This window comes from Paraburkholderia sartisoli, from assembly GCF_900107685.1.
In the GTDB taxonomy this organism is placed as follows: Bacteria; Pseudomonadota; Gammaproteobacteria; order Burkholderiales; family Burkholderiaceae; genus Paraburkholderia; species Paraburkholderia sartisoli.
Map to the genome: position 1 here is coordinate 372,442 of NZ_FNRQ01000006.1, position 13,500 is coordinate 385,941.

Sequence of the window (13,500 nt, forward strand, 5' to 3'; positions counted from 1 at the left end):
CAAATAGGGCTCTGGCGAATTGCCATGGCACGGACGGCATGTTGACGTCCCGGGCCGCCTCGAGGGAGCGGCAGGGGCGAAAGGATCGTTGCTAAAAAACGAACGTTGAAAGATCGACGATGGCGTTGTTCCGCGATCCGCTACACACCCGCAAGGCAGGACTGTGGCAATCACGGGTTTTATTCTCAATGACTACAAGTTTGCTATCGCACGGCCTTCGCGGGTATCTTGCCCATTCCAAAGCGCAAAGGGCAAGGACTTATGCTGACCAGAATTGCATCGGCCTCAAGCAACGGCTTCGCCCGCTGGATACGTAAGCCGCTGTCTTTCGCGCCTTGTCTGGCACCGGCTTCGGCTGTTCCACATACGCCATGTGCATGGGTCAATAAAAGCATCCGCGTCCTGCTCGCCGCCGTCGTGCTGATCGCGGCAGTTGCACCGGCATGTCAGGCGCAGTACACCACCGACTGGCTGGCGAACACGTTTGGGACGAATGCTGCCCACGTCGGTAACGGTGCGCGTTCCATGTGGGTAGCGCCCGAGGGCGTTATCTATACAGCATCGATGTGGGATGAAAACGAGGGTGGCATTGCCATTTACCGCAACGGCCAGAGCGCAGGTTCCATCGGGTTGCACAACGACTTCCAGGGCAGCGCCATCACGGGCAATGCAACGTCGATCTTCGCTGCCTTGCAATTCAGCAGAACGGACGGCGGCGGACGGGTGGGGCGATACAACCGGGCCACGCAAACGCGCGACCTCGTTATTCCCGTTAGCGCGACGACGACCGAGGCGCGTGCCGATGTCATCACGGGACTCGCGACATCGGGCTCGCTCCTTTACGCGAGTGACTTCCCTGGCAATCGCGTCCGGGTCTTCAGCACGGACGGCGTCTGGCAGCGGGATATCAATGTTTCAGGCCCGGGTGCGCTCGCCGTGGACGGCGCCGGCAACATCTGGGTTGCGCAGAAAAGTGCGGGCAGGATCGTTGAATTCAGTCCCACTGGGGCATCCCTGAATGCGATCCAGATGTCTGCTGCGTCCCGGCCTTCCGCGCTGTATTTCGACGCCACGGCCCGGCAGCTCATGGTCGGCGACGAGGGGCCCGACATGAACATCAAGATATTCCGTGCCGTCGGCAGGCCCATTCAGGTCGGCACATTCGGCATTCAGGGCGGGTATCTCGACACGACGGCTGGCATCAAGGGGCAGGTCGGCGACAAGCGGTTCACCCGCGTGGCCGGCATCGGCAAGGACGCTGCGGGCAACCTGTATGTCCTCAACAACCCGTGGGGTGGAACCTGGGACCTCGGCCGCAACGGCACGACCGACATTCACGCCTACGACAGCTCGGGTAACCTGCGATGGAAGCTGCAGGCGCTGAACTTCGAAGGCAACGGCGCGCCTGATCCCGGCACGGACGGCGCGTACTTCTATGGCGGCTTCAACGTCTACACCGGCACCGCTGGCGGAACATTCGTGGCGAACACCGTGGACCCGGTCGACTATCCGTCGGATCCGCGCATCGCCATCAACGATGGTCAGCGCGGCCAGCATTTCGCGCAGATCGCCACTGTCGGTTCAAACCGGATCCTTGTCGCATCCGGCCAGAATCCCGGGATCTTCTATTTTTTCCATTTCAATGCGGCCAATGGCTACATCGCGATTCCGGACGCCTCGCTGCCGGGTGCGGCGTTCAATACGACGGCACCCGTCACCGGCGGATTTTCCCTCGACAGCAATGGAAACATCTGGGCCGGCCTCGACAGGACGAACCATATCTACTACTACCCGCTGACTGGATTCGATGCCGACGGCAAGCCGGCCTGGGGTGCAGCCGTGACGTACTCCACGCCGATGTCCATCAGGCCGATGACGCGGATCATCTACCTCGCGGATAGCGACACCATGATCCTGGCGCAAGGCATCGTCGGCAGCACGGACTGGACGTCGATCGGCACGAGGATCGAGGTGTATCACGGCTGGCGCGCGGGCAACCAGAAATCGCCGAATCCGGTGATCAACATCACCAACCCCAATCCCAAGTCGATCACGGCGGCCGGCAACTATCTGTTCGTCGGATACGTACACACCGTGCCCAACATCGATGCGTTCAATCTCAACACGGGCAACCTGGACGTCACATTGACCAACACCAGCCCCGCCAGCGTGGATGTCGGTAGTGACGTGGATTCGATGTATGGCCTCAGGTCGTACCTGCGGTCGACCGGGGAGTACGTCATCACGAAGGACAACTACAACGACTCCAGCATTATTGTTTATCGCTGGACGCCTGGCTGAACCGGCGCGGCGGCTCTGCCGCCGCTCACCCTCACTTCACCGCCCCCAGCGCCAGCCCCTTGACCAGATATCGCTGCAGCCACGCAAACACGATCGAAACGGGCAGCGTGGCGCACAGCGTCGCGGCCATCACGAGATGCCATTCGACGACATACTTGCCCGCCACCATATCCGTCACCTGCACGGTCAGCGTCTTGTTCTCCGGCGAACGGATGAGCGTATAAACCACGGCAAACTCGTTCCACGCGTTGATGAACGTGAAGATCGCGGTCACGACGATCGCGGGCACCGCCAGCGGCAGGAACACCTTGAAAACCGCCTTCGTCCGGCTGCAGCCCTCGAGCCACGCCGACTCTTCGAGATCGCGCGGCACGGTCTGGAAATACGACGACAGCATCCACACCGCAAACGCGATGTTGAACGCCGCGTAGGAAACGATCACGCCGATCTTCGAGTCCACCAGATTGCCGTCGCCATAAGGAATCATCGCGGCGAGCCGGAAGAGACCCACCACCAGCAGAATCGGTGAAAGCATCTGCGTGACGAGCAGGAACTGGCGATACACGCCGCGTCCCTTGAACGGAAAGCGCGCGAGCGCGTAAGCCGCGGGCAGGCTGACGGCCAGCGCCAGCGCCGTCGAAAGCAGGCTGATCACCGTGCTGTTGCGCAACGCGACGCCAAAGTTCGCCGCCGTCCACATATCGATGAAGTTCCGCCACTGCCAATGCACCGGCAGCCAGCGCGCCGGATAGACGAACACTTCGTTGGCGGGCTTGAGCGCGGTGAACAGCATCACCGCGAACGGAAACAGGATCACGATAACCAGCGGCGCAAGCGCGAGCCAGCACCAGAGGGTGCGTTTCATCTTGACGCTCATGCGGGGTCTCCTGATGATTTCGGCTGGAGGCGCAGATACACCATCGAGAAAATGAACAGCATGACCAGCATGATGAGCGACACCGCGGCCGCCTGGCCGGGCCGGCCAAGCCTGAAGCCAAGTTCATACAGATAGGTCACGAGAATGTGTGTGCCGTTGTCGGGGCCGCCCTGCGTCATCACCCAGATGATCGGGAACGAGTTGAACACGTAGATCACGTTCAGCAGGATTGCCATGTTCACGAACGGACGCAGCAGCGGCAGCGTCAGCTTGCGGAACATCTGCCACGCGCTCGCGCCATCCATGCGCGCGGCTTCGTAAATATCGCCCGGCACCGAAGACAGGCCGCCAAGCAGAATCGTCACGGTAAAGGGAATGGACACGAGAATCCCGACCAGGATCTCGACGATGAACGCGAGCCCCGGCGTGGCGAGCCAGTGAATCGGGCCTGAAATCAGGCCTAAACGCTGAAGCGTCACGTTGATCATGCCGTAGTCGTCGTTGAACGACCAGCGCCAGACAACGGCCGTCATCGTCAGCGAAACGGACCACGGCAACATCACGATCGTGCGCGCAATGCCACGGCCGTGGAAATCCTGGTTGAGCACCAGCGCAACCGGCACCGACGTGAGGATCGTGCCGCCCACGACGCACACGGTCCACACCAGCGTGCGGCGCACCACGCCGAGAAACACGGGATCGGTGAAGATCGCGTAGAAATTGTCCAGCCCGATGAAGTCGCGGATCGCACCAAAGCGCGATACCTCATGCACGGACTGCCACACGATGCTGAAAACCGGATAGCTGATGATGAAGAGCGCGAGGACGAGACTCGGTGCAATCAGCAACCAGGGCGCCGAAAGGCGGGGAAAAGCGGGACGGCTCATGCGTGCTCGATCAAAAGAGGCGCCGGCCATGATGTAACATCACGCCGGCGCGCCAGAATGGGCCGATCAAGGCGGGGCTCGAAACGTTACGTTCGTCCAGGCCCGGAAAACAGCAAACCGGCCGCACGCGAAGCACGCAACGCTTCGAGGCGGCCCGCACCATCAGCTATATCAATGCCCCAATGCCTTGTTCGCCTGCGTGGCCGCGTTGTTCAACGCGTCCGCCGGCTTGGCCTTGCCGAGGTAAATCGCCTGCATCGCGTCGGTCACGGCCTTCGCGGTGTCTTCCCAGCCCGTTACCGTCGGTGCGAACTTCGCGGTCGGCAGCAGCGCGACGAATGCCTTCGTGTCCGGATCGTTGAACACCGGATCGGTTGCTTCAGCCTTCGTCGTCGGCAGGAAACCTTCCGTGCTCGTGAACTCGACGCGCGGCTGCTTCGTGAACAGGAAGTCGAGGAACTTCCACGCGTCCTTCTTCACCTTCGAGTTCTTGAACATCACGATCGAATCGGTGACGGCGTACGTGGCGGCCTTCGTGCCCATCGGCACCGGATCGATGCCGTACTTCAGGTTCGGCGCTTCCTTCTTGATCTGCTTGGCGAGGAACGGCGCCGAAATCACCATCGCGACGCGGCCCTGCTTGAACAGGTTCTGCACGTCTTCACGGCTGTAGCCCGTCACGCCCGGTTGCGTCAGGCCCTCGTCGATCATCTGCTTGTACATCGTCGCGGCCTTCACGCCAGCCGGCGAGTTGAACGCTGCCTTGCCGTCCTTGCCCAGCACGTCGCCGCCTTCGGTCCACAGCGCGTAGTAGAAATACACGTCCGTTTCGATTTCCTTGCCTTGCAGGCCGAAGCCGGCCACGCCCTTGGCCTTCAGCTTCTTCGATGCATCGATGACGTCGTTCCACGTCTTCGGGCCGTTCGGATAGCCGACCGAAGCAAGCAGGTCCTTGTTGTAGTACAGCGCGCGTGCCGATGCCGCGATCGGCAGGCCGTACGTCTTGCCGCCGATCTCGCTCGGCGCGAGGAACGGGCCGATGAAGCGCGACTTGAACGACGCGTCCATGTAGCCGTCGAGCGGCTCAGCCACGTCGTCCTTCACGAAATCCAGCAGCCAGCGCGTGCCGACGATGGCCAGATCGGCGTTGGCGTTGCCCGAGATGTCCGTCTGCAGCTTTTGTTGCAGGGTGTCCCAGTTCACGTCTTCGATCTTGATCGTGGTGCCGGGATTGGCCTTTTCGAACTCCTTGGCCATTTTCTCGAAGTACGGCGCGGTCGCGTCGCTGTAGTGGGCGACGGTCACCCGGACCGTATCGGCCTGTGCCGACATCGCGATACCGGCGAGGGTAAGCGCAACGGCCAGCTTGCCGAGCGTAAGTGAAGCACGTGCATGCAACGACATTTTCGTCTCTCCTGGGGTGGTCTGCCGCCGTAGCCGGCTGCTGGGTTTGGATTGTTTGAAAAAATCCTACAGGACGAAAAAATAGTTGTCACGTAGGGTTCGCCATATTTTTTATCCAGGCGCTTTGTGCTTAATATGCTGTAAAGAAGCGATATTTTGTGCGGTGCAGGAACGCACCAGACAAAAGCCGATGGGCGGGAAAGTCCACCAGGCGCCATGTTTGTAGGAAATTTACAGGCGTCGTAAGGCAAAAAAACAACGAGAGAGCGCGGCCGTCACGATAGACGCGGCAGGCACGAATCAGGGAGCAGTATTACGGACAGTCAAGGCGCCGTCGCATGCGAAACGGCGCGCAAAAGCAACATCGGCAACATCGGCGAGGACGGACATGAATCGCGTGGTCTTGGTGACGGGTGCCTGCGGCGGAATCGGCAGGGTGTTGTGCAGGCGCTTTGTGGAAGAGGGCGACACGGTGCTGGCGCTCGATATCGACGCGACAGCGCTTGCCGCGCTGGCCGCTGAACCCGGCGCCGCGCGTGTAATACCGGTGGCGGTCGACATCGGCGACGCCGCGGCGGTACACGGCGCGGTGGCGAAAGCCGTGGCAGAGCGCGGGCCGGTCGACGTGGTGGTCGCCAACGCGGGCGCGGCCGAAGGCCTGACGCTCGCGACAACCGACGCCGCCAGCTGGCAGCGCGACGTCCATCTGAATCTGAACGGCACGTATCACACGGTCGAAGCGGTGCGCGCATCGATGATCGAGCGCGAGCGTGGTGTGCTCGTGCTGATCGGCTCGGTGAACGGCATGGCATCGCTTGGCCACCCCGCGTATAGCGCGGCCAAGGCGGGCCTCATCAGTTATACGAAGGCGCTTGCGCTGGAGCTGGGGCGCCACGGCATCCGCGCGAACATTGTCTGTCCGGGCACGGTCAAGACACAGGCGTGGCAGGCGCGCGTCGACAAGAATCCACAGGTTTTCGAGGCGCTCAAGAAATGGTATCCGCTGCGCGACTTTGCGACGCCCGACGATATCGCCGACGCGGTGCTGTTCCTCGCGTCGCCGGCAGCGCGGGTGATCACGGGCGTGGCGTTGCCGGTGGACGGTGGCCTGATGGCGGGCAACCGCCTGATGGCGGAGGAACTGACGCTGGAGCAGTTCTAGGCCGAAGCTCCGGTGTTAGAGATTGAAGCAGTGAAAGCGGTTCGAACGATGAACGTCGCGCACCACGCGCGGCGCTCTGGATCCTGACGAGGACAGCATGGCAGCAGTGCAACTGAGCGGCATTTTCAAGCGCTACGGCGAGACGCAGGTCGTGCATGGCATCGACCTTCATATCGACGACGGCGAGTTCGTCGTGCTGGTCGGCCCTTCGGGCTGCGGCAAGAGCACGCTGATGCGCATGGTGGCCGGTCTCGAGGAGATCAGCGGCGGCGAGCTGATGATCGGCGGCACGCGGGCGAACGCGCTTGCGCCGCAGGAACGCAACATTTCGATGGTGTTCCAGAGCTACGCGCTTTATCCGCACCTGTCGGTGTACGAAAACATCGCGTTCGGGCCGCGCATCCGCAAGGAATCGGAGAAGCATTTCAAGCCGCGTATCGAGGCGGCCGCGAAGATGCTCAATCTCGGCAGCTATCTGGACCGTCTGCCGCGCGCGCTCTCGGGCGGCCAGCGTCAGCGCGTCGCGATGGGCCGTGCGGTGGTGCGCGAGCCGTCGCTGTTTCTGTTCGACGAGCCGCTTTCGAACCTCGACGCCAAACTGCGCGTGCAGATGCGCACGGAAATCAAGGCGCTGCACCTGCGCCTGAAGAACACGATCATCTACGTCACGCACGACCAGATCGAAGCGATGACGATGGCCGACCGGATCGTCGTGATGAACGCGGGCCGTATCGAGCAGGTCGGCCGGCCGCTTGAACTTTACGATCGTCCGGCGAACCTCTTTGTCGCGAGCTTCCTCGGCTCGCCTTCGATGAATTTCGCGGAAGGCTCGATCGTGCAGGGTGACCTGGGCTTCGCGCTCGCGCTTTCCGACGGCCACGTGATTCCGCTGCCGGAGGCCGCGAAAGCTTATGCGGCGCCGGGCGCGCGCGTGACGCTCGGCATCCGGCCGGAACACATCGAAACGGATACCGCGGCGCACACAGGCGTGGCGATGGAAGTGGAAGTCGTCGAGCCGACGGGCGCGGAAACCCATCTGTACGGACAAATGGGTGGCAGCACGTGGTGCGTCACGACGCGTCAGCGCTCGACGGTCGAGCCCGGCCAGCGTGTCGCGCTTGGACTGCCGGCCGGACATCTGCATCTGTTCGACACGGGCAGTGGTGCCCGGCTTGGCTGAATCCGCGTGTTGCCGGAGCCGTCGAAGCCATGACGGAACGCGGAGTTTTTAACCCAACAGGAACACACGGGTGTCCGCTCCGAACCTGATTCCCCATATCCGCAACGCGCTTGCATCGCTGCGGCCGGCCGAACGCAAGGTCGCCGACATGGTGCTGGGCGACGTCGATTTCGCGATGCGCGCGAGCATCACCGAACTCGCGCAGCGTGCCGACGTCTCGGAGCCTTCGGTGACGCGCTTCTGTCGCGCGATCGGCGCACATGGGCTGCGCGACTTCAAGATGCTGCTCGCGCAGAGCGTCGCGGGTGGGTTGCCGTATGCGTCGACGGCCGTCGCGCGCGACGACGACCTGCAGACGCTCTTCGACAAGGTTAGCGAAGCCGCGGTCCAAGGCATCACGCACGCGCGCGGCGCACTGGAACCCTCGGCGGTCGAAGCGGCGATTTCGGCGATTGCCACGGCGCGGCGCGTGTATTTCTTTGGCGTCGGTTCGGGCTCGGGGCTCGCGGTGCAGGACGCGGCGCTGCGGTTTCTGCGGCTCGACATCGCGGCGAGCGCTTTCACCGACGGTCATCTGCAACGGCTTTACGCGGGCCTGATGGAACCCGGCGACGTCGCGTTCGCGATCTCGCATTCTGGACGCAGCGTCGAAGTCAACGAAAGCATCCAGATCGCGAAGGAGCGTGGCGCGACAACCATCGGCCTGACGAACGTCGGCTCGCGTCTCGCGTGGCTCGTGGACATTCCCTTGCTCCTGCGCGTGCCGAACGCGATCGATCCCAATACGCCGGGCGTGTCGCGCATCGTGCATCTGTGCATCATGGATGCGCTCGCCATCGGCGTTGCGCTCAGGCTGGAGCCGAAGACGCTCGAGAAGATGCGGCATGCCAAAGCAAGGCTGTCGCAGGAAGCCGGGCCTCCTTCCACGGATACGCCTTGAAGCATCGTTCGGTTGTGGCCAGAAAGCGCGCTTTCCTGCGCCGGCGCGCAATCATGCGCGCCACGAGCCCATGTGGTTGCATGGCGCGCCAGTACGGCGCGGTTCGGGCTTTGACGAACGGCTTTCAGTAGATCCAGGGAATCAGCCGGCGCGAATGTCGCCGGTACTCTGCATAGACTTCACCAAATTCGCTGGCGAGCGCGGCTTCTTCGATCTTGATGCGCCTGATCATCACGCAGAAGACCGGCAGGAACGCGACGGCCAGGCTGATCCAGTTATTGAGCGCGAGACCATAGCCGAAAAAGCTGACGAGCAGTCCGGTATAGGCCGGATGGCGCACCCACCGGTAAATGCCGCTGGTGATGAGCGCGTGTCCTTCGCGAATCGCGACGTTGTAGGTGAAGAAGCGGCCGAGCGTCACGATCGAGACGATCCGCAGCAGCATGCCGGTCAGGATCACGACGATGCCGACGTAGCGGAATTCCGGCGCGCGGACGATGGGGAAATCCGTGAAGTACGCGATGAGCGCGGCCACCCCGATCGACGACACGGTGGTGAACCAGATGACGACAAGCGTGCGCCGGTCACGGTTGCCGGCTTCCTTGCGGGACGCTCGCAGTTTCGACGACAGGACCATCTCGGTGCCGACCCACGCGAAAAACACAACGGCGAAAATGTAGTTCATAAGCGGATGACGGGTGAATCTGGCGTCGGCCAGACTGAGGGTTGACGGGTTAAGGATCGCGACACGCAACTTAGATGACGAGCGCCATCAGGACAATGAGCGAGCCGGCCACGAGGCTGAACGGGGTGTAGATAAGGCGGTCCATTCGCCGGAATGGGCCGTCGCCCCTCTTCCGGAAAAAGCCGAAGTGGCGAAAATCACCGACGGCACGCACGAGCAACGTCGCGCCGAGCAGGATCACGGCCACCTGAAGAACCGGGCGAAGCGCCGCGCGCGGGAACGGCGTGCAGATGACGTCGAGCCACAGAAGCAGCAGCGCCGAACACGCGGCCGAGCCGGCCGCGACCAGCAGGATCGCGCCACGGCGAGGCTGAAAGACCGGCCGCGCGCCCTCATGCGGAAGGGCGAGCTGCAGGCCGCGCCGGCCGTTCATCGCCCAGTACAGATGGACGAGCGCAAACAGAAAGAACGCAAACGCGAGTGCAAGACCCGCGCAGCGCAGGCCGGCGACGTACCAGGTGTGCATGTCAGCCATCGGTTCTTGAAGCGTCGCGCGGCACCACGCGTGATGCGGGATCGGCCAGCGGCGCTTTCTTCCGTGTGATCAGCGGCCATATCCGCGACTGCGCGTGATTGAACGCGACGGCAGCTTCACGCTCCACCGGGGGAAGATCGTCCGCTTCCAGGATGGCGTCGACTGGACACTCGATGATGCAGACGCCGCAATCGATGCAGTCATCCGGATTGATAACGAGCATCTCCGGTCCTTCGTGAAAGCTGTCCGTCGGGCAAACCTCGACGCAGTCCGTATATTTGCAGCGCTCGCACGCCTGTGTGACGACATGTGTCATGAGTTTTCCTGTCAGGCTGTCATGCCGCCGTCGATCACAAAGCACTGTCCGGTGACATAGTGGCTTTGATCGCCGACGAGGTATTCGACCATGGAGCTGACGTCGCTCACATCGCCGGCCTTACGCATGGGGATCGAGCGGCAGAGGGCCACGCGCGCTTTTTCCGGCATCTCGCGCATCATGTCCGTATCGATGATGCCGGGCGCGATGGCGTTGACGCGCACCCCGAAGCGCGCGACTTCGAGCGCCAGCGAGCGCGTGAAGCTGATCAGTGCCGCCTTGGTCGCGCTATAGCTGGTTTGCCCGGCGTTGCCCTTCAGCCCCGACACGGACGACATCATGACGACCGAGCCGCTGCCGGCTTCAACCATCGAGGGGAGCAGCGCGCGCGTCCAGTGAAACGCCGCGTTCAGGTTGTTGTCGACGACCGCGAACCAGGCTTCGGCGTCCATGCCGAGGAAGGCGCCATCGCGCGTGATGCCGGCGTTGTTGATGAGCGCATGCGGCGCGCCGTACCGGGCAACCCACGCCTGCGCCAGCGCCGCGACCGCCACGCGGTCCGTGCCGTCGCATTGCACCGCGTCGACATGGCGGCCTTGCTGCTGGCAATCGTTCGCGAGACGGTGCGCCGCGTCACTGGAATGAACGTACGTGAAGACGACGTGATAATGCCGCGACAGTTCGCGTACGAGCGCCTCGCCGATACCGCGGGCGCCGCCGGTTACCAGTAACCACGGCCGTTTCTGTTGAGTCATGTGAAATCCTTTGCTTTCTGGAACCCGAGCATCGCGCCGTAGCCGACCGTCGCTTCGTATCCGCTGCCCGACACCCAGTGGCTGACAAAGCGCAGGTTGTCGACCGGAAGCCTTCGTGAGGGCGCGTGTTTCGTCGACGATGGTTCGACCAGTGCGCCATAGCCCGACCCATGGGTGTTGTTCGTGTAGCGCAGACAGGTGCGCGGCGTTGACAGTTCGACGTAGCGAACGTGTCCTTGCATGTCGGCGAAGTGTTCGAGCAGGCGGCCGAGCAGCGCATCCCGCGCGCGCGCTTTTTTGCCGCGATAGGCGTCGGTCTTGCGTTCCGGCCAGTGATGGATCGTGTCGAGTGCATTGACGACGATGACGTGGCCGGCTGTCGGGTCAAGCGCGTGATAGTTCGTCACCTCGACCGACGAGTCGTGCCAGTACGCCTGTTCGCTCAACGCGGCCTCAGACGGCGCGCGGCGCGCACAGGCCCGGGCCTCGCATGCCGTTTCGGGATCGCGCGCGAGCAGCATGGTTTCGGCGTCGACCAGACCGTAGCGGGCTGGCGGCGCGTCGAGCACGACGTAAAGCGTCGTGGTTGAACTGGCTGCGTGCGTCGCGGTGTGTGCCGCGACGGGCGTGTCGAACCCAGGCAGCGTCCGATCGACGAGATGCTCCAGCGCGTAAAGCGGCGACGTGTTGACGATCACTTCGTCAGCATGGAAATGACCGATCTCCGTGACGACGCCCGTCGCGCGCATCGACGTGCGGTCGATCGTGATCTGCTGGACTTCGGCGCGGGTGACGACACGCCCGCCGCCACGTTCGATGCGGCGAACCAGCGCGGCGGTGAGCGCGCTCGAACCGCCTCGCAGATACGCCGAGCCGCCGAACAGCACCGCATACCAGACATGCAGAAAGTACAGATAGCTCGTCTGTTCCGGGAACGCGCCGACGTAAATGCACGGCAGCGCAAGTATTTCGCGCAGCGTCGGCACCGGGATGCGCTCGCGGATCGCATCGCGCGTCGAGCGTGTTTTCAGCACGGTATGTGCATATCGCAGACGTTTGAGGTCAGGTTCGTATTCGCCGGACAGCGTGCGAAACTGCATGTACCCATCGTATCCGTACGTGCTGATTTCGTCGAAGATGGTTTGCAGCCCCGCTGCACAGTCGGGGAAGCGTTGTTGCAGCGCTTCAAGAACGGCGTGCGGATCTTTGGTCAGCGTGATGCGTGTGTCGCCGGTGCATGCCCTGAAGAGCGTGTCCGGAAAGACGGGCTCAAGTTCGTCGAACACGCCGAGGCGCTTCAGCGCCTCCCGCAGGTTGCCGTCCGGCCCCATGCCGCTCAGCTTGTGCAGGCTGACGTCGAAGCGCGCGTGGTGCTTCGGGCGGGCGAACTGCGTTGCGTATCCACCCGGAATCCGGTGCTTCTCGAGCACCACGATGCGTGTGCCGCGACGCGTTTCGAGCAGGCTCGCCGCATACGCCAGCGCCGTGATGCCGGAGCCGACGCATACGACGTCGAATGACTCGCTCATTGCGAAAGACCGAGTTCGACGAACCAGTCGCGCTGCTCCTTGAACCGTCGGGCGTTGAGCATCGCATTGTTCGGCGACGTGCGGATCGAGCGGACCACGTCCGGATTGTTGACGTCGGCGGGAAACGGAAAGCTCAGATGCGCGGCGATCTCCGGATTGAACGTCAGCAGATTAATGAAGTTGTTCAGCACGGGCCGGAACTGCTCGCGCACGATCGCCTGATCTTCGTGTGAAGCGCTATTGAAAAAGCCTTCGACGATGCGCCGGCCGAACGTGATGTGACGGATTTCCTCGACGTGATGCGCATGAAACATCTTGCGCGTGAGCGGCTCGATACCCTCGTCTTGCGTGCTGGACATGGCGACCAGTTCGGCGGCCCACTCTATCGTCAACGTCCACAGAATGCCGATGGCCGGATGAAGCGTGGGGAGCTTTGCCAGCAGCGCCGCGTAAGGACCCGACGGCGGTGCGAACAGGTTGAGACCGGCGAGTTTCATGTATCGCCGGAACATCAGCGTATGGATGATCTCCTCTTTCGGGAAGATCATCAGGTACTCGTAGATTTCCGGACTGAGCCGTTCATGATACGTGTTGACGTAGCCGACGTAGAGCGGCGGCAGCGTCTGCTCCAGCCAGATGAACATCGATACGTCGCGCGCTGTTTCCTTCCACAGCAACTCGCGACGTTCGGACTCGCCAAGCGCGTCCCAGTACGGCGTGCCGTAGATCCACGAGGTGTTGTCCGCCTTGGGCGGCAGCGAGAGATCGATTCCGTCCTGCCACGGCAGAACACCATCGACGTCCATGAACGACCGATGTGACGCCTGCACGAGCTTTCTGATGTTCTCGTGCTTCTGTTCGGACAGGCAGAACGGGTCCCCTGCGTTGATGGCGACTGCTTCAAGCGGATTACGAGTAGCGGTGTTCAT

At 62.6% G+C, this 13,500-nt stretch carries 13 protein-coding genes; 4 read left to right on the plus strand and 9 right to left on the minus strand.

All coding sequences use genetic code 11. The features are described 5' to 3' along the window. Positions 1-261: 261 nt before the first annotated feature. Positions 262-2,301, plus strand: a complete 2,040-nt coding sequence (locus tag BLV45_RS19560; protein WP_090535613.1) for an SMP-30/gluconolactonase/LRE family protein — start codon at positions 262-264, stop codon at positions 2,299-2,301. A gap of 31 nt (positions 2,302-2,332) precedes the next feature. On the opposite strand, the gene BLV45_RS19565 is transcribed toward BLV45_RS19560, so the two are convergent. The 3 genes from BLV45_RS19565 to BLV45_RS19575 form a co-directional block, all read right to left on the minus strand. Then, positions 2,333-3,178: a carbohydrate ABC transporter permease gene (locus BLV45_RS19565; protein WP_090535614.1), complete on the minus strand. Its 846-nt coding sequence runs from the start codon at positions 3,176-3,178 to the stop codon at positions 2,333-2,335. Next, positions 3,175-4,065, minus strand: a complete 891-nt coding sequence (locus tag BLV45_RS19570; protein ID WP_090535615.1) for a carbohydrate ABC transporter permease — start codon at positions 4,063-4,065, stop codon at positions 3,175-3,177. The genes BLV45_RS19565 and BLV45_RS19570 overlap by 4 nt, the downstream gene beginning before the upstream one ends. Before the next feature lie 171 nt (positions 4,066-4,236). Beyond that, positions 4,237-5,469, minus strand: coding sequence for an ABC transporter substrate-binding protein (locus tag BLV45_RS19575; RefSeq protein WP_090535616.1), 1,233 nt, complete (start codon positions 5,467-5,469; stop codon positions 4,237-4,239). Between the two features lie 388 nt (positions 5,470-5,857). Between BLV45_RS19575 and BLV45_RS19580 the strand changes: the two genes are divergently transcribed. The 3 genes from BLV45_RS19580 to BLV45_RS19590 all read left to right on the plus strand — a co-directional run bounded on the left by BLV45_RS19580 (position 5,858) and on the right by BLV45_RS19590 (position 8,751). Further along, positions 5,858-6,631, plus strand: a complete 774-nt coding sequence (locus tag BLV45_RS19580) for an SDR family oxidoreductase (protein ID WP_090535617.1) — start codon at positions 5,858-5,860, stop codon at positions 6,629-6,631. A 97-nt stretch (positions 6,632-6,728) separates the two neighbouring features. Next, positions 6,729-7,811, plus strand: a complete 1,083-nt coding sequence (locus BLV45_RS19585) for an ABC transporter ATP-binding protein (RefSeq protein WP_090535618.1) — start codon at positions 6,729-6,731, stop codon at positions 7,809-7,811. Between the two features lie 70 nt (positions 7,812-7,881). After that, positions 7,882-8,751, plus strand: a complete 870-nt coding sequence (locus tag BLV45_RS19590; RefSeq protein WP_090535619.1) for a MurR/RpiR family transcriptional regulator — start codon at positions 7,882-7,884, stop codon at positions 8,749-8,751. A gap of 124 nt (positions 8,752-8,875) precedes the next feature. On the opposite strand, the gene BLV45_RS19595 is transcribed toward BLV45_RS19590, so the two are convergent. The 6 genes from BLV45_RS19595 to BLV45_RS19620 form a co-directional block, all read right to left on the minus strand. Beyond that, positions 8,876-9,436 (minus strand): methyltransferase family protein, encoded by a 561-nt coding sequence (locus BLV45_RS19595; protein WP_090535620.1) that lies wholly within the window; start codon positions 9,434-9,436, stop codon positions 8,876-8,878. 70 nt (positions 9,437-9,506) lie between these two features. Then, on the minus strand, positions 9,507-9,971 hold the full coding sequence (locus BLV45_RS19600; RefSeq protein WP_090535621.1) for a DUF3995 domain-containing protein: 465 nt from the start codon (positions 9,969-9,971) through the stop codon (positions 9,507-9,509). After that, positions 9,964-10,287 carry a ferredoxin family protein gene (locus BLV45_RS19605; protein ID WP_090535622.1) on the minus strand — a complete coding sequence of 108 codons (324 nt, stop codon included), beginning with the start codon at positions 10,285-10,287 and terminating at the stop codon, positions 9,964-9,966. The genes BLV45_RS19600 and BLV45_RS19605 overlap by 8 nt, the downstream gene beginning before the upstream one ends. Before the next feature lie 11 nt (positions 10,288-10,298). Next, positions 10,299-11,042, minus strand: a complete 744-nt coding sequence (locus tag BLV45_RS19610; RefSeq protein WP_090535623.1) for an SDR family oxidoreductase — start codon at positions 11,040-11,042, stop codon at positions 10,299-10,301. Continuing rightward, positions 11,039-12,571: a phytoene desaturase family protein gene (locus tag BLV45_RS19615; protein WP_090535624.1), complete on the minus strand. Its 1,533-nt coding sequence runs from the start codon at positions 12,569-12,571 to the stop codon at positions 11,039-11,041. The genes BLV45_RS19610 and BLV45_RS19615 overlap by 4 nt, the downstream gene beginning before the upstream one ends. Further along, a complete protein-coding gene (locus BLV45_RS19620) occupies positions 12,568-13,500 on the minus strand; it encodes a diiron oxygenase (RefSeq protein ID WP_090535625.1) in 933 nt (310 codons plus the stop codon). The genes BLV45_RS19615 and BLV45_RS19620 overlap by 4 nt, the downstream gene beginning before the upstream one ends.